The 17,304-nt window shown below is 37.6% G+C and carries 12 protein-coding genes; 9 read left to right on the top strand and 3 right to left on the bottom strand.

Going from position 1 to position 17,304, the window contains the following annotated elements; genetic code table 11:
* Positions 1-128 precede the first annotated feature (128 nt).
* From tagD to NST15_RS16610, 3 genes are all read left to right on the top strand, one after another.
* Complete coding sequence (tagD, locus tag NST15_RS16620) at positions 129-518, top strand: glycerol-3-phosphate cytidylyltransferase (RefSeq protein WP_008343212.1); 390 nt, start codon at positions 129-131, stop codon at positions 516-518.
* A gap of 95 nt (positions 519-613) precedes the next feature.
* Complete coding sequence (locus NST15_RS16615; RefSeq protein ID WP_058213538.1) at positions 614-2,083, top strand: alpha-glucosyltransferase N-terminal domain-containing protein; 1,470 nt, start codon at positions 614-616, stop codon at positions 2,081-2,083.
* A 47-nt stretch (positions 2,084-2,130) separates the two neighbouring features.
* Positions 2,131-4,407 carry a CDP-glycerol glycerophosphotransferase family protein gene (locus tag NST15_RS16610; RefSeq protein WP_342498675.1) on the top strand — a complete coding sequence of 759 codons (2,277 nt, stop codon included), beginning with the start codon at positions 2,131-2,133 and terminating at the stop codon, positions 4,405-4,407.
* Between the two features lie 109 nt (positions 4,408-4,516).
* On the opposite strand, the gene NST15_RS16605 is transcribed toward NST15_RS16610, so the two are convergent.
* Positions 4,517-7,054, bottom strand: coding sequence for a glycosyltransferase (locus NST15_RS16605; RefSeq protein ID WP_342498674.1), 2,538 nt, complete (start codon positions 7,052-7,054; stop codon positions 4,517-4,519).
* Positions 7,055-7,345: 291 nt separating this feature from the next.
* Between NST15_RS16605 and NST15_RS16600 the strand changes: the two genes are divergently transcribed.
* Positions 7,346-8,173 carry an ABC transporter permease gene (locus NST15_RS16600; RefSeq protein ID WP_017368154.1) on the top strand — a complete coding sequence of 276 codons (828 nt, stop codon included), beginning with the start codon at positions 7,346-7,348 and terminating at the stop codon, positions 8,171-8,173.
* Positions 8,174-8,192: 19 nt separating this feature from the next.
* Positions 8,193-9,797, top strand: a complete 1,605-nt coding sequence (tagH, locus tag NST15_RS16595) for a teichoic acids export ABC transporter ATP-binding subunit TagH (RefSeq protein ID WP_017368153.1) — start codon at positions 8,193-8,195, stop codon at positions 9,795-9,797.
* A 27-nt stretch (positions 9,798-9,824) separates the two neighbouring features.
* Here the strand turns inward: tagH and galU are convergent, their stop codons facing one another.
* The gene (gene galU / locus NST15_RS16590; protein ID WP_008343198.1) at positions 9,825-10,706 is read right to left on the bottom strand and encodes a UTP--glucose-1-phosphate uridylyltransferase GalU; all 882 of its coding nucleotides are present in this window, start codon (positions 10,704-10,706) and stop codon (positions 9,825-9,827) included.
* A 263-nt stretch (positions 10,707-10,969) separates the two neighbouring features.
* Here galU and wecB point away from each other — a divergent pair, with 263 nt between their 5' ends.
* On the top strand, positions 10,970-12,109 hold the full coding sequence (gene wecB, locus NST15_RS16585; RefSeq protein WP_342498673.1) for a UDP-N-acetylglucosamine 2-epimerase (non-hydrolyzing): 1,140 nt from the start codon (positions 10,970-10,972) through the stop codon (positions 12,107-12,109).
* 33 nt (positions 12,110-12,142) lie between these two features.
* Here wecB and NST15_RS16580 read toward each other — a convergent pair whose 3' ends face one another.
* Entirely contained in the window at positions 12,143-13,063 is a 921-nt protein-coding gene (locus NST15_RS16580; protein ID WP_342498672.1) for a LytR family transcriptional regulator, read from the bottom strand.
* Between the two features lie 182 nt (positions 13,064-13,245).
* Between NST15_RS16580 and NST15_RS16575 the strand changes: the two genes are divergently transcribed.
* The 3 genes from NST15_RS16575 to NST15_RS16565 are packed head-to-tail and all read left to right on the top strand — an operon-like array spanning position 13,246 to position 17,216.
* The gene (locus tag NST15_RS16575) at positions 13,246-13,569 is read left to right on the top strand and encodes a hypothetical protein (protein WP_017357851.1); all 324 of its coding nucleotides are present in this window, start codon (positions 13,246-13,248) and stop codon (positions 13,567-13,569) included.
* 25 nt (positions 13,570-13,594) lie between these two features.
* Positions 13,595-15,703 carry a SpoIID/LytB domain-containing protein gene (locus tag NST15_RS16570; RefSeq protein WP_342498671.1) on the top strand — a complete coding sequence of 703 codons (2,109 nt, stop codon included), beginning with the start codon at positions 13,595-13,597 and terminating at the stop codon, positions 15,701-15,703.
* Between the two features lie 22 nt (positions 15,704-15,725).
* Entirely contained in the window at positions 15,726-17,216 is a 1,491-nt protein-coding gene (locus NST15_RS16565) for an N-acetylmuramoyl-L-alanine amidase (protein WP_008348299.1), read from the top strand.
* Positions 17,217-17,304: the final 88 nt, after the last annotated feature.

Here is a 17,304-nt window from a genome sequence, read left to right as displayed (position 1 = left end):
CTTTCATAGGCGTTGTGATATAATGAAGTTCCGAAGAGCGAAAAAATGATCGATGATAATAGGATTACGGATAACATTACTGCTTGAAGCAGACGAATAAGGATGAAAGAAAGGAGTTCATGTTTGCAATGAAGAAAGTTATTACTTACGGTACATTTGATTTATTACACTGGGGGCACATTAAGCTGCTAGAGCGTGCAAAGCAGCTCGGAGATTACTTAGTGGTGGCCATCTCTACAGACGAGTTTAATTTACAAAAATCAAAAAAAGCTTATCATAGCTACGAGCATAGAAAGCTGATTCTTGAAACCATTCGTTATGTAGACGAAGTCATTCCAGAAAACAGCTGGGATCAAAAAGTCCGTGACGTGCAAGAGCACGATATCGATGTGTTTGTCATGGGAGATGACTGGGAAGGTAAATTCGATTTCTTAAAAGAACATTGCGAAGTCGTATACTTGAAGAGAACAGAAGGCATCTCGACAACTCAAATTAAGGAAGAAATTGCTGGACTTTAATAGATGAAAAAAGTACTTCTTATCTTTTGGTAAGAAGTACTTTTTCATGTAAAATACAATGAGTAAGTCAACAATATTATGAAGGAGAGCTTCCTTTGTTTCAAAATTGGATGAAGAAAAAAGTTGAAGATACATTGGATCAACCTGAACAACATGAAACAATGGCATCAGTGGACGACATGCCTGATATGGACTACTACGTTATTATGGGCGATGTACCAAAACAGGATGAGAGCTTAACGAAGTCTTTAAAGGCAAGAATAAAACCATTAGTTGATCAACATAAACGTACTGCAATTTTAACTTTGAATTATGATGTAAATGTGAAGGAACGTATTCACCACATGGAAGAGATTTTTTCTCCTGAGGTTGACATCTTGAATGTGTATGAACACTATATTCTACCGGAAAGCGGAAGTAAAAGACGTTACTCGGAATTTATTGTCGGTGAATCATCGCATTCGATCAATGAAGCAGTAATTCCAGCAGATACATCGACCATTCAGGTGACGAGATATAAACGGTCTTCTTCTCCCATTTGTTATATTGAACAATATAATGAAGAGAAGCAATTGGTGAAAAGGGAAGAATATAATTTTCATGGCGTTTTATGCAGAGTACAAAGTTTTGTTCCCCATACAGGTGCACTATACTTGGAGGAATTGATCAATGACGATGGCAGTATTTATATGGAGTTCATCTACCCTGGAGATGTAAAAAAGAATCCAGTCCGTCACATTAATTGGTATAAAAAAACAGGAATTCAAACATTTACAAAGAAGACGGATATAAAACAACAATGGCTATCCAGCATTCAATTACAAAATGACCGGTTAAAACTGATGGTCACAGAGGACCGGGACCAGGACCGCCACTTGTTTAAAATAGATCAACCGGAATCAACTTATTATGCTGCTTTTGTGCATGAAGCCCATTATGAGGAAAATCCGCTCCATATCAATTCTCAATATGGAGAATTATTTAAACAAATAAGAAAACAGCAAGTGGATGCCGTCTTCTTTGGCGATACTAAGCATAAAGAAGATGTTGAGAAGGTTTTAGGAGAACAAACTTATTTCTACCATGTGCCTTCTGATGAAATGTCAGCTTGGAAAACAGTACTTCATCAGATGCTGGAAAACCGTATACGTAAAGATGAGCTGAGAAAGATCGTGGATCGCACGAAATGGGTACTGCATGATCTTAGCTCTGAACACCATGTTCTTCATCTTCAGCTTAAGATGACAGACGAAATGAGCCAAGTGGATCATGTGGAAATTGATTTTGCAGGATATGATCGAGTGAATGGAGCTGAAATCATTTCTCAAACAATTGATGAGAATGATCAAGTCAGTTTCCCAATTGGTCATTTTCAAACAAAGAAAAACATCGAAACCAACCAAACAAAATTTGTGGATTTTTACATCCGCTTTAAAACAGAAGAACTTCAAGAAGTGTTGCAACGTCTAGAAGTAGAGGGAGAGCTCCTTACCAATAAACCATCTTCAATTGATGGTTGGTCGTATCAAACGAAACAGGGGAACTATTCTTGGAAAGTAAAATAATGATACAAATAACGGTAAGATTTTTGAACAGAGGAGATTAACGATTAATGATTGAAGAGGGAATCCATAAGAAGAGTGTCGTTGAAGGTTTAAAAAATCATCATGAAAAATTGGAAATGCTCGTTCGCATCTACGATGACATGCCATTAGCAGATAGAGAGTTTTATCTGTTTATGAGGGAAAGGGTCTCAAAACAAGAACTATTCCTCCCGCTTGTTCATCAAGAAGAGAATCTATTCAAATTGGTACTGAGTGAAGCATCGCTTCCGCTTGCGTTAGAGCAAGGCCAGACATACAACTTATATGTCACGGACTATCTGAGCGCAAACAAAGAAGAGGACGAAGACGAGCTCGAAGACTCAGCCTATGATTCTGATTCGGAAGAAGAGGATGAAGACGCAAAAGAAGCGGATACCAGCGCAACTTCCGAAATAGAAGAAAAAACACCATATTATAAACGTCGTTTGAAAATGGAAATTGAAACGCCAGAGCTGACATTTTTAGAAAATAAAGAAGCACTGTTGTATGTTATTCCATATCGTACAGACAAAGGCAATGCTTCATTGAAAATCAAACGGGAGCTCAAAGTTGTGAAATTCCATCATATCGAGCTCAACAAAGAATCCATGCTATCTTTATCTGGGTATGCAGGCGTTCTAAGTGCAGAGCATCCTTATCAGATCAAAGAAGTAAAGCTTCTATTGAAGAAAAATGGTGAGGAACCAGTTGAGCATCGTTTTCCTGTCACGATGACACATAAAAAAGATGAAGTCATTCAATATCGTGACGACCATCAAACACCACAACTGTATCAATTTTCAGCAGAAGTTCCTTTAGAGGAGTTAACCTATTCCTTAAACAAACGGTTTGTCTATCGCTTCTATTTTGAGTTTATTTGCGATGTTAACGGAGTGGAAGAAACGTTAACAACAACTTCTTTAGTGCTTGGAGATCGTTCAAACAAACTCAAAGGACTTATTCAAATTCATAAAAGAAACGATGTACCGATTCGATATGAAGTGTACAGAAAGAAAAAAAGACAAACTTTAGGCATCCGAATTAATGATTACACCATGAAGACACGTGCTAAGTACTACGTAAAAAGCAAGTGGAAGAAATTCAGGAAGCAAGTGGGTAAGATTAAAAAAGTTCGCAATCGCCTTGTGACAAGTACTTTCCAAACGACCTTTACACTGGCGAGTAAACTGTCCGTCAAAAAGAAAACCGTTATTTTTGAAAGCTTTAATGGGAAACAATTCAGCTGTAACCCGCGTGCTATTTATGAATATATGAAAGAAAATCACCCTGAATATACGCTGATCTGGAGTGTTAAAAAAGGGCATGAAGCACCATTTAAAGAAAAGGGCATCTACTATATCAATCGTCTGTCATTGAAATGGATTTTTGCAATGGCAAGAGCTGAGTATTGGGTCGTAAACAGTCGTTTGCCGCTATGGGTTCCAAAACCAGAACACACCCAATACTTACAAACATGGCACGGCACGCCATTAAAACGACTGGCGATGGACATGGACGAAGTGCATATGCCTGGAACAAACACGAAGAAGTACAAAAAGAATTTCACGAAAGAAGCATCGAATTGGGATTATCTGATTTCTCCTAATGCATACTCGACCGAAATCTTTACCCGTGCGTTCCAATTCCAAAAGACCATGATTGAGTCAGGATATCCGAGAAATGATTTCCTTCACAATCAAAACAATGAAGAAACAAAGAGAGCGCTCAAACAAAAAATGAACCTGCCGCTTGATAAAAAATTGATTTTATATGCACCGACATGGAGAGACGATCAATTTTATAAAAAAGGGCAGTACAAATTTGATTTAGACCTTGATCTGCATGAGCTACGAGCATCTATCGGAGAAGAATATATTATCATCCTTCGTATGCACTATTTAGTAGCGGAAAACTTTGATCTCGGACCATATGAAGGCTTTGCCTATGATTTCTCTCATTACGAAGACATTCGAGACCTTTATATGATTTCCGACCTACTCATTACAGATTACTCTTCCGTGTTCTTTGATTATGCAAACCTTAAACGTCCGATGCTGTTCTATGTACCAGACATCGAAACATATCGTGACAAACTGAGAGGCTTCTATTTTGACTTTGAACAAGAAGCACCAGGACCACTTGTAAAAGAAACATCACGCGTGATTGAATGGGTAAGAGAAACAGAACAGCCGACCTTTACACTACCAGAATCATTTGCACCGTTTTATGAAAAATTCTGTTACTTAGAGAGCGGGGAGTCATCGAAGCGGGTGGTTGAAGTAGTTTTTAATTCGCACCGCTTTTAATTGTTTTCTTATAGATGGAAAAACACCTTTGGAAGGTATCAAGTTCAATACTTGACCATTATCCAAAGGTGTTTTTAAATACATATAATTTTATTCTGTATATAAGTGGTTAATTAGTTTTAGTACAGACATTTTTGTAGAAGAGGTCTAGCGCCTCGCTATTATACTTTTCATAATCAAAGGATTTTTGTTCCATACTATTCTGGATAAAATCAGACATACCATTAAATAGCGCAGTTTCATTATTATCAACTAATAATCCGTATCCACCCTCTAAGACGGAATGTACTCCAGTTACATCGGTAGCTATAATTGGTTTTTTCAGAATCATTGCTTCCATTAGAACCAAGCCTTGCCCTTCATACTCTGAAGATAAGACAAAACAATCACATTCATCTAGTAAAGAAAATGGATTTTCGAGTTGTCCAACAAAAAACACGCAATGTTCTAGATGTAATTTTTTTGTGTGATCCTTTAACTCTCTTTTTAAAGGCCCTTCACCCACAATATACAATACAGCTTTTGGGTATTGTTTGTGTAATTGTGAAAAAGCAGAAATTAATTTCTTTTGTCCTTTTTCAGGGGATAATCTTCCAATAGTTATAAAGTTGATATAATCCTTATTAGGAAGTGGTATCCCAGATAAATTAAGACCGATGGATTCGTTTTTATCATTTTGGTGAGTAATTAAATATCTCTCATTATTAAATTCTATAATCTCTTTATTTTCTTTCATTTGAAGTACTTTGTTAGGCGAGATTACATTATTAACAAAAACCATTTTCTCTAAAGCATTAGGAACAAAAGGGCTTAAATTCAAGTGATTTTCTATGTTAGTCGATTCGGCAACTGAAACAATTCTATCGAAGAACTTGTAAAGTGAGAAAATGACTTTTAGGTTACCACGATGTTTATATTTGTGGTTCACTTTCTTGTTATATTCTTTCATCATGTCAGCATGAAGGAAAATACTTTTGACTTTAAAATCTCCGAATGCGAAAAGAAGAGTCCAGAACTTGTTATATCCTCCAAAATCTATTCCTACATCAAATTTCGTATTACCAATAATTCTCTTTAATTCTCTTTTATATGAGTTTACTGGAGTGTATTTTAACATTTTGTTATTGTATATACCACGGCGGAAAATTAGATTCTGTTTATATGTTTCTACTAATGTTCTATTAACAAAACCTGGTCTATAAATAATATGAACATTAGGATGAAGCTTCTGTATGTTCATCCATTTATCCTTATGATAATTTGAGTTATCAATGACGACAACTTCATATTTGTTGTAATCAATCTGATCAAATAAATTAGTCGCTGAAACGGTTATACCATTATTGTAGAAGCCCCCACAATAAAAAAGTAATTTTTGTTTATTGCTTTCAACCTTGATTAATTCATCTTGATTTTTCCCTTTAAATATTATGTCAATGAGTCGATCAGTAGCATTTCCGTCATCATAAGAGCAATATTCATCTAAAAACTCTTTGTATTGACTTTCAAACTGTTTATTGAAGTTATTTAAACTGTTTAGTTGACCTAAGCTGTCAATTAAATCAACTATACTTTCACAGATAGGTCCTGGAAGTTTTGTTATATCTAAATAAAAACCTCTCTCTGCTTCATATTCATGTAAGTCAGGCATATAGAAAAAGACAGGTCTTTTTAAAGGTAGGAAATCGAAAAAGATACTTGAATAATCTGTAATCAAAATGTCTATAGCTGATAAAAGTTCATTTGTATCAATCCAGTTTGGAACACAAAGATGTTCAAGACCACTCTGTTTAAAAAATTTATAAGAAAAGTAATGAGATTTTAAAAGTACTAAATAATTATCACCAAGCGCCTGCTGAATTTTCACAACTTCACTATGCAATGTATAGCAAGTATCCTCTTCGGCACCTATTGTTCCTCTCCATGTTGGAGCATAAAGTACAATTTTTTTATTAAAAGGTAGGTCTAATCTTTCTTTCACACTTTCACTGCTAGTGTTTAATGTTAAATCTACTCTAGGATAACCGATATTTGCAATTTTCCCGGCAAATATCCCAAAAACATCATTTGATTTTAGTAACTTTTCATACGTAAAAGTATTCGGGCTAATAAGGTAATCACAATGAAGCAAATTTCTTTGTATATTTTTATGACCAGACATTGATCTTTTATTAATATCTTTCCCTAAAGTTTTTAAAGGAGTTCCATGCCAAGTATTGATATAAACTTGCTCTTCTCTTTTAATAAAATAAAAAGGAAATGACGTATCATTAACTAAATATTTAGAAGTTGCTAAATATTTTAGATATTCGTCACTATCAACTTTAACAAAGGAAATATTAGGAGTTTTCTGCTTTAATTCTGTAATCATTGGATCATTAAAATCATTAATGACCCAAACGTGATGTAAATCTTTAAAAGTACTATCTTTCATCAATCCTAGAAAAATTGCATAACAATTTCCAGAAATACTTTTTCCATGATAAGCTTCATATAGAATATAATTACTTCTAACCGGATTTTTCTCTAAATAGGAGGTATATTTACTTCTAATACGAAGTCGTGAATCTCTGGAAAATTCAATTAGTGGATTTAAAATAAATTTAATCTTTCTTGTAACAATTTTTTTGAATTGCTTGATTCTCATTAATGTTAAGCCCCTTCATGTAATATATATAATAGGAAAATGATATTTATTTTGGAAATGCAATTATCCTGATAATTATATTCTAATGGCAATTATAAAGCAATGATATAATAAGGTAATTAGTAACCTAGAATAGCTGAATATACCAGCGTTTGTTTTGATCGAATTTCCCTACTAGTTAATATACTCATTCGATTTGAAAAGTGAAATATTTCTCAACATCTGTTACAATTATGAGCGGTGATTTTTTTAAAGAGGTAATCCCAAAACTAATATCTAAGGAAGATTAGAATGAACGCATTGTTTACAATATTAAGAGAGCAAATCAGCTCACTTCCGCTGATTATACGACTTGCTGTTTATGAAACAAAATCAAAATATCAGATGAATTATTTAGGTGTTTTGTGGCAGTTTTTAAATCCATTAATGCAGATGCTAGCTTATTGGTTTGTTTTTGGTATGGGTATTCGCGGAGGACAGCCAATTGCCATTGGAGACATGGAGGTTCCATTTATCATCTGGATGCTTGCCGGTTTAATCCCTTGGTTCTTCATTAGTCCAACCATTCTTGATGGATCAAACAGTGTGTTTAAACGCATTAATATGGTATCGAAAATGAATTTTCCGATTAGTGCGCTGCCGTCTGTGGTCATTATGTCCAACTTGTTCAGCTATTTTGTCATGATGGGTGTCTATCTTATTGTGCTGATTTCTTATGGCATATATCCTGACGCGCATTGGCTACAATATATTTACTACCTTATATGTATGATCGCGTTTATGTTTTCGTTTAGTTTGTTTAATTCAACAATTAGTGTACTCGTAAGGGACTATCAATTTCTTTTACAATCAGTGACACGTTTACTTTTCTTTTTGCTGCCGATTTTTTGGAATATCTCAGAAAAGCTCACTGGAGACAAAGCATGGATAGGAGATATTTTAAGATTAAATCCTCTTTTCTACATTATTGATGGTTTCAGAAATAGCTTGTTAAAGGGAGAATGGTTCTTCCATGATGTGAAATATACGCTTTATTTCTGGCTGATTACGCTTCTTCTTTTAACAGTCGGATCATTACTGCATATGAAATTTAGGGATAAATTTGTCGATTTTCTTTAAAAAGTAAGGAGATTATACGATGAAACTAAAGGTTTCGTTTCGAAACGTATCCAAGCAATACGTCCTATATAAAAAACAGTCGGACAAGATTAAAGGGCTGTTTTTACCTAATAAAAATGAAAAAGGTTTCTTTGCCGTTCGTGATGTGTCTTTTGATGTCTATGAAGGAGAGACGATTGGTTTTGTAGGGATCAACGGTTCTGGGAAATCCACGATGTCGAACCTTCTAGCGAAAATCATTCCACCGACAAGTGGTGAGATTGATATGGACGGCCAGCCATCGTTAATTGCCATTGCGGCAGGGCTGAACAATCAGTTAAGCGGTAAAGACAACATTCGTTTAAAATGCTTAATGATGGGTCTGACAAATAAGGAAATTGACGATCTTTATGAAAAAATCGTAGAGTTTGCGGATATTGGAGACTTTATAGACCAGCCTGTAAAGAGCTATTCAAGCGGAATGAAATCCCGTCTTGGTTTTGCTATTTCAGCACATATAGATCCAGATATCCTCATTATTGATGAGGCACTGTCTGTAGGAGACCAAACCTTCTATCAAAAATGTGTGGATCGCATCACCGAATTCAAAGAACAAGGAAAGACGATCTTTTTCGTCAGTCACTCCATTAGTCAAATCCAAAAAATCTGTGATCGGGTTGCTTGGATGCATTATGGTGAACTTCGTATGTTTGATGATACGAAAAAGGTTGTGAAAGAGTATAAGGAGTTTGTTGATTGGTTTAACAAGCTTTCTAAGAAAGAGAAAAAGGAATACCAATTGAAGCACAAGGAAGGTCGAAAAGGCGTACAAACGACAGAGAAAGTCACGAGGTATAATGACACTGGAAAACGACGTTCCTTTTTCGGACCGGCGTTTCAAGTCACCATAATAGCTGTTTTAACCATCTTACTTGCCCTTTCTATGTTTTCGGATCGTCCGCTACGTACACTGGCGACATTTGGTGCAATTCCTTCAGGTAAAACAGAGACGCCCCAGTCAACAAACCATGAGACGAAAGGTGCCCCTGATGATATGAAAAAGATTGACCAACAGGCCATAGTTAAGGCAGATCCAATGACGGTTTATACAGACAGGGCCATGAAAAAAAAGGCAGACGTCACATTATCGTTTGGACAAGAAGTAAAGGCTGTGGCTAAAAATAAAAAAGCCATTCAAATCGAAACAGCATCAGAGACGTATTATGTGCAACCTGATGCGCTACAAAACGCAGATGAATTGAAGCCGTTATCCATCGGACCAGCACAGTTCAATTCCTACGTATCACCCGCATCTGCAGGTTCGTATGAGTACTTACTTTCTTTCCTTGGAAAAGAAGAGTCTGTGCTGAAGCAAAGAATGCAAACACTTAGCTCGGTCAAAAGTGAGCAAGGTGATACCGTTGAGCGGCTGACCACTGAGAAAACCGATTATGTGATTCAAAATGGTCTGGCGAATACGATGGTGTTCCGCGAGATCATGCCTATCTCTCTTTCAACACTTGGACTAACAGAACAGAATGTCTGGATGAATGAGAAACAAACGAAGTTCGCAGTAAAGGGCGAACATAACCTGTTTGTCATTGATAATGAACAGCATACGCTGACCGTTTCAGCGACCAAATAAAAAAGCTGCCGATGCCGGCAGCTTTTTTTAATTCACTTCTTCTTTTTCAAGAAGTTGTTTCATAAATGGAATGAGTTTTTTCTTGAGCTCTTCATCTTGAAGGGCAAACTCTAGCGTCGTTTCAATGAAACCTTGCTTCTCTCCGACATCATATCGTTTTCCTTCAAAATCATAGGCAAATACACGCTGGATGTCATTGAGCTTTTGAATGGCATCTGTCAGCTGAATTTCTCCGCCTGCACCAATTTCTTGTTGATCAAGGTACATAAAGATCTCCGGCGTGAAAATGTAGCGCCCTAAAATGGCTAAATTGGATGGTGCGGTTCCTTGCGGCGGCTTTTCAACAAAGTTTTTCACTTGGTAGCGGCGCCCTTCTTGGGTAAGAGGGTCAATGATCCCGTAGCGATGCGTATCGCTGTCCGCTACCTGCTGAACGCCGATCACGGACGAAAGGGTTTTTTCATATTCATCCATCAGCTGGCGAAGTCCAGGTGTTTCGGCTTGGACAATATCATCACCTAATAAAACAGCAAAAGGTTCATCACCGATAAAGTTGCGTGCGCACCAAACGGCATGTCCGAGTCCTTTAGGTTCCTTTTGGCGGATGTAATGAATATCAGCAATATTAGAGGACTTTCTCACTTTTTCTAAAAGTTCACTTTTCCCTTTTTCTTCAAGGTTACGCTCAAGCTCTGGCGCAAAATCAAAATGATCCTCAATGGCTCTTTTCCCTTTTCCAGTGACAATAATAATGTCTTCAATTCCTGATTCTACAGCTTCTTCAATAATATATTGAATGGTTGGTTTATCAACGATTGGCAGCATTTCTTTAGGCATAGCCTTTGTGGCAGGGAGGAAACGTGTTCCGAGACCTGCAGCTGGTATTATGGCTTTACGTACTTTTTTCAATGAACTTTGCACCTTCCTTACATATAGAAAAAATGATGTGATCTTCATTTTTCATCTTTCATAAAGTGTAACTTACAAATGATAGAAATGACAAATGATTTACGAGAAAGATTTAAAACCAATTGTAAAGAACTTCTGTAAATATTCATGTTGAAAAGAGTAAAGGTGCTGTAAAGATTAAGAATAGAATGATTAGGATTCGTTCTTATTCTTTTGTATAATGAACAACATACAATAATTGAGAAGGAAAGAGGCATCGACTATTGAAAACATTACATGTAATGACTGTATTCGGGACGAGGCCTGAAGCGATTAAAATGGCACCCCTTGTCCTTGAGCTAAAAAAACATCCGCAAATCAAATCCTCAGTCACTGTGACTGCACAGCATCGGCAAATGCTTGATCAAGTGTTGAAAGCCTTTAACATTCAACCAGATCATGATTTAAATATTATGAAAGAACGCCAGACATTATCTGAAATCACATCAAATGCACTATTAAAACTAGATCAATTATTCCAAGAGGAAAAACCTGATATTGTCCTTGTTCATGGAGACACCACTACAACCTTTGCAGGAAGCTTGGCCGCATTCTACCACCAAATTTCTGTCGGCCACGTCGAAGCGGGTTTAAGAACTCACAATAAATACTCACCGTTCCCTGAGGAATTGAACCGCCAAATGACAGGCACTATTGCTGACATTCATTTTGCCCCTACGGCTGAGGCGAAGCAGAATCTTTTAGTAGAAAATAAAAAAGAAGAGACCATCTGTGTGACAGGGAATACGGCCATTGATGCCCTGCAAACAACAGTCACAGAACAATATCAACACCCTATTTTAGAGAAAATAGGCACAGATAAAATGATTTTGTTAACGGCTCATCGCAGAGAAAATCTCGGCCAGCCGATGAAAAACATGTTTAGAGCGATTAGACGTATTGTAGAAGAGTTTGAAGATGTTCAGGTTGTATATCCTGTACATTTAAACCCTGCTGTTCGTGATGCGGCTCAGACAGAATTCAGTGATCTTGATCGTGTGCACTTAATTGAGCCGCTCGAAGTAGTTGATTTCCATAACTTCGCTGCTGCCTCGCACTTTATTCTAACGGATTCTGGCGGTGTACAAGAGGAGGCGCCTTCTCTAGGGAAGCCAGTACTAGTGCTGCGCGATACAACAGAACGCCCTGAAGGTGTGAAAGCTGGTACGCTGAAGCTCGCAGGTACAGATGAAGAGACCATTTACAACATGGCAAAACAGCTTCTAGTCGATCAGAAAGAGTACGACAACATGTCAAAGGCGTCTAATCCATATGGTGATGGACAAGCGTCAAAACGAATTGTCGAAGAGCTTCTCCATCGTTATGGTTTAAGTGATGAAAAACCAGCCCCATTCCAATCATAAAAAAAGAAGACTACATTCCTGTAGTCTTCTTTTTTACTGCTCCAAACTATCCTTCAATTCCTTCTTCACTTTCACTAAACTGCTGTCATCAAGCTGATAGTAATAAATATTATTGATTCGTGCGCCTGTACCTTTCAGCTCGTGCTGTTTCACATTTTGTCTTGCATCACGATAATCATTCATCATCGTCCACATGTCGTCAAAGGACATATTCGTTTTCATGTTGTTTTCAACGACTTTAAACATATCGCCGAATTTCGTAATAGATGAAATGTTAGCGCCTTTTGCAATGATGCCTTCAATGACTTGACGCTGTCTTTGCTGACGGCCGAAATCACCTTTAGGATCTTGCTTTCTCATTCTTGTATAGGCAAGGGCTTGATCGCCGTTCAGGTTAATTTCTCCTGTACCAAATGAATGGCCATCATAGCTGAAAGCAAACGTGCTGTTCACTGTAATGCCGCCAAGTGTATCGACAATGTCTTTGAAACTTTCCATATTCACTTTCACAAAGTAATCCACAGGTACATCAAGCAGTTCCTCTACTGTATCTGCAGCCATTTGTGTACCACCGAAAGCATAAGAGTGGTTGATTTTATCCATTGTGCCTTTTCCGACAATTTTTGTATACGTATCACGGGGGATACTCACCATTTCAGTTGTTTTCGTTTTCGGATTCACTGTCATGTATATTAATGTATCTGCACGGCCTCGGTCATTCTTTCTTTCATCGACACCCATGACTAAAATGGAGATCGGGTCTTTTTTACTTAAATCGACATCTTTGTCACGCTTATCTGACTTCTTTAAGTTCTCTTGAATGCCTGCGACAGTGGATGCGGCTGTATTCCAAAGATGATACGCGTATCCGCCAGTGGCTAATACGAATAAGCCAATAATCGATAAAACAATCCAAAGAACCTTCTTTTTCTTTCTTTTTCTCTCAGCTCTCATAATGTCCCTCACCTTTTCTATCATTCTTCCATGATTATAGGTTTACGAATCTTGATAAACAAGTTATTTTTTTACTCTGAACCTAGATATAGACGTTGTAACAAAAAAAAGGTTTCAAAAAACCTTAAATTTACCTTAAAATATTAAGTTATAAGACGATACAAAGACATGAGGTGAAAAAAATGAAGAAAATCGTCGTTTTACCGTTCTTAATACTACTACTAGGTATCGTGCTCGCAGCATGTGGAACGGCTGAGCAATCCTCAGGAGAAAACAAGACAAGCAGTTCAACTCCTCAGGTGCTGGAAGAAAAAGCTGAATTTATTGGAATGGCTGATGCACATACAGTCGAAGTGAAAAAAGTGAATACGACTTTAAGCTATGAATTTACGGATAATTTTAAAGATGTATTAAATGAATTTAAACCAGGTGACAAAGTAGAAATCTCTTACTTTATCAATGACAGTGGTCAAAAAGAAATTCAGAAGATTGAAAAACAGAAGTAAAAAAAGATGGGCGGGATGAACAAAATTGAAGAAAACAGGCATTACACTTATCGTTCTCATGACACTGACACTACTAATTGCACCTTTTCAGTCTGCCATGGCCAGCTCGACAATTTCAGTAAAACTGTCTAACTATATCGGAAACAAAAACAGCATGGATTTCTCAACAACGGGGGAATACAAACTATCAGGATCAAATGTCGCTGTGACGAAAAGATACGACGGCAAAAATCGTTACGAAGTAGCCAATAGTATTGCTTCTGCAGGATGGAAAAATCCTTCAACCGTTGTGATTGTGAGCCGAGATGCTTTTGATCATGCTATTTCTGTATCGCCGTTAGCATACAAATTAGGCGCCCCAATTTTGTACACGAACATTGAAAAGCTAACGAAGACAACCGAAAATCAGTTGAAAAAGATGAATCCTGATAACATCTTAATTGTCGGGAATACGAAAAGTGTTTCAACAGCTGCTGAGAAATCAATCAAAAAGTATGGAAAAGTGAGACGCATTAGTGGGAAAGACAAATTTGAAATTTCCCAAAAAATCGCCAAAGAAATGGGTAACTATAAGCAAGCAATTGTTGTCGGCGGGAACTCATTCATGAATGGGATTGCAATTGCATCCTATGCATCGAGAAAAGGATACCCAATCCTATTAACAAAAAAAGATTCCATTCCGTCTTATAAAATGCCAAGTAAAGTCATTATCATCGGCAGTACAAAAAGTACGGGACAAAAAGTAGAAAATCAAATCAAGAAAACCTCACAGGTGACACGAATCAGCGGTGCCAATCGCTACGAATTATCTGTGAATATCATTAAAAAATTAAACATTAATGCAGATAAAGTGTACTTGGCAAAAGCCTCTAGCTATATTTATGCAATGCCTTTGTCGCAATTGGCTGCAAAATCTAACAGTACCGTTGTGTATGTGAAGCCGGATTCTGTCACAGCGTCATTAAAAGCATTGCTGAAAGAAAAAGGTACATATGCTTACCATCTTGCTGGTAGCACAAGTGCGATTACAGATAGTTTAAAAAATTCTTTAGCCAAACAAGTCTATCTGAAAAAAAATCAAAACTACCAATTGAATATTTCTAACGGAAAAATTTCATTAAAAGGCATTAAGACGTATAACACATTAAGAGTTGTTCCTGAGAAATATTCAACCAAAAATGTCCTTAAAATCGCAGGGAAGCCTTACTTAGGTAACGTCAACTTTGCCATTGAATCAGGATATATCAGGCCGACTAATGAAAATATTCCATTTGAAGACTATCTAAAAGGTGTTGTGCCAAACGAAATGCCTGCGAGCTGGCATGTTGAGGCATTAAAAGCACAAGCTGTTGCCGCTAGAACGTATTCAGTGAAAAGTATTGGAAAAGTCGTACCTGATACAACAGCCTTCCAAGTATATGGAGGATATAACTGGTACACAAATTCGACAAAAGCTGTGGATGCCACAAAAGGCAAGGTTCTGAAATACAACAATCAACTTATTTCAGCCACCTATTATTCTAGTAATGGCGGATACACTGAGGCGAGTGAAGAAGTGTGGGGGAATGCACTGCCATACTTAGTCGCCAAAAAAGACACAAAAGATCCTGTCAATGCGTGGACACTGAAGTTGTCTAAAAAGCAATTAGGTACTACGTTGACTGCAAGTACAGCAGCTTCTGAGTGGTCTAAGGCAAAAGAAGCCAATGCTGCCGACCTTGCTGGTCTAAAATCATGGCTGTTGAAAAATAAAGAAACAGCTGCATCTGACATGAGAATTGCATCTATTTCAAGCCTGACATTCTCAGGAAAAACAAAAGGTCAGCGTGCGAAGACCGTTTCAATCAAGCTGAATTACCATCTGAAAAACAAAACAGGTACGTATACAGTGAACAAAAGTACAACGGCAAGTATGAAAATGACAGAGTTTAGAACAGTCATGGGCGCAACAAAGGTGAAAAGTACGTTTGCGTCAGTAAAGAATAATACAAATGATTTCACGATTTCAGGAAAAGGCTATGGTCACGGCATTGGTATGAGTCAATACGGCGCCAAAGCTAGAGCTGAATCTGGAAACTCGTATTCTTCCATACTTTCGTTCTACTATCCAGGTACAAAACTAACAAACTATTAAGAATAAAAGGAGGACTTAGAAGATGCGCTCAATGATCAAAACAGCCATCCTCAGCCTCATCGCCATTTTCGTTATTGTTCCAACAGCTTCAGCAGATAACTCGGTCTCCCGAATTGATGGTGGGAGCCGGTATGCTGTAGCAGCAAACGTAGCGAAAAAAGGATGGGGAACAGCAAGTACAGTTGTTTTAGTGGGGAAAACTGCATATGCAGATGCAACAGCAGGAATTCCACTGGCACATCAAAAAAATGGACCAGTTCTTTACACAAATAGTACAAGCCTTTCTGGAGATACAAAAAAAGCCTTAACGGCTTTAAAAACGAAGACAGTTATTGTTTTAGGCAGCACATCAAGTGTGTCAAACAACGTGGTCAATCAAGTAAAGAAAATGGGCATCTCTACACAACGTATTTCAGGAAAAAACCGATATGAGCTATCGGCAAATATCGCGAAAAAAATGAAAACGCCAGCTGGCGTCGTTGTGGTTGAAGGGTCATTCTATGCACATGGAATTGCCATTGCACCTGTAGCGGCACAAAAAGGGTTCCCAATTCTATATACAGATAAAAAGGGCCTTCGTTCTGAAATCGCTTCTGTTGCAAAAGCAAGCAATGTGAAACAAACCATTGTCGTAGGCGGAGAGAATTACGTCACAAAAGCAGCTTATAATCAATTAAAATCTCCAACGCGAATCAAAGGCTCTACTCGATATGACGTGGCTGCGAATATTGTGAAAAAATACAATATGAGCACAAATAATACCTATGTAGGAAGAGGGTTTGGCTATGCCACTTCATCTTCTGCGGCAGGAATTGCAGCAAAGCAAAACAAAGCATTGCTCCTAACGAATGAAAAGACGCTGCCAAAGGTAACAAGAGCGACGATTAGCAGCAAAAAAATCACCAAATTTACTGTCGTTGGCAGTACAAATACAGTGACACCAACTGTCGTGAATCAATTGAAAAATCCTGTCGTTGGCAAAAAAGTATTCATTGACCCAGGTCATGGCGCTCATGATTCAGGAGCGGTAGGCTATGGATTATATGAGAAGAACTTAAACTTAGATGTAGCCAAACGTCTAAATACAAAGTTAAACAACGCAGGTGCACTTGTGACGATGTCAAGAACATCAGACACATTCGACAGTCTTCAAACACGGGTGAGCAAAGGTGCGTCAGCAAATGCAGATATCTTCATCAGTGTCCATGCGAACTCAAATGATAACAGCAGTGCAAATGGAACTGAAACGTATTATGACAAAACATATGCGGCAACAAACAGCTTGAAGCTTGCGCAAAATATTCAGCCTAAAATGGTCAGTGCATTAGGCACAAGAGACCGTGGCGTGAAGACAGCTGGTTTCTATGTGATTAAATATTCTAAGATGCCAAGTGTTCTCTTAGAAACTGGTTTTGTTTCCAGTCCAGTTGATTCAAATATTTTGAAATCTGCTACTTATAAAGATCGATTAGCGTCAGGTATTTCAAGCGGTGTTTCAGGCTATTTTAGATAAGAAAACATACAGATGAGGGGTGCCTAAGATACACCTCTTAGGCTGCTCGAGAAACGACTCTCGGCAGCCTTTTTTCAAAAGTACATGA

The organism is Bacillus sp. FSL R5-0820 (assembly GCF_038593385.1).
GTDB classification, from domain to species: domain Bacteria; phylum Bacillota; class Bacilli; order Bacillales; family Bacillaceae; genus Bacillus; species Bacillus altitudinis.
Note: the sequence above shows the minus strand (reverse complement) of the source record. Positions and strands in the feature narration are given on the sequence as shown.

What these genes read in the sequence shown, in the direction of transcription:
- tagH (WP_017368153.1), top strand. Translation starts at nt 8,193, where the DNA reads ATGAAACTAAAGGTTTCGTTTCGAAACGTATCCAAGCAATACGTCCTA.
- NST15_RS16565 (WP_008348299.1), top strand. Translation starts at nt 15,726, where the DNA reads ATGCGCTCAATGATCAAAACAGCCATCCTCAGCCTCATCGCCATTTTC.
- NST15_RS16610 (WP_342498675.1), top strand. Translation starts at nt 2,131, where the DNA reads ATGATTGAAGAGGGAATCCATAAGAAGAGTGTCGTTGAAGGTTTAAAA.
- NST15_RS16600 (WP_017368154.1), top strand. Translation starts at nt 7,346, where the DNA reads ATGAACGCATTGTTTACAATATTAAGAGAGCAAATCAGCTCACTTCCG.
- NST15_RS16605 (WP_342498674.1), bottom strand. Translation starts at nt 7,054, where the DNA reads ATGAGAATCAAGCAATTCAAAAAAATTGTTACAAGAAAGATTAAATTT.
- tagD (WP_008343212.1), top strand. Translation starts at nt 129, where the DNA reads ATGAAGAAAGTTATTACTTACGGTACATTTGATTTATTACACTGGGGG.
- NST15_RS16580 (WP_342498672.1), bottom strand. Translation starts at nt 13,063, where the DNA reads ATGAGAGCTGAGAGAAAAAGAAAGAAAAAGAAGGTTCTTTGGATTGTT.
- NST15_RS16575 (WP_017357851.1), top strand. Translation starts at nt 13,246, where the DNA reads ATGAAGAAAATCGTCGTTTTACCGTTCTTAATACTACTACTAGGTATC.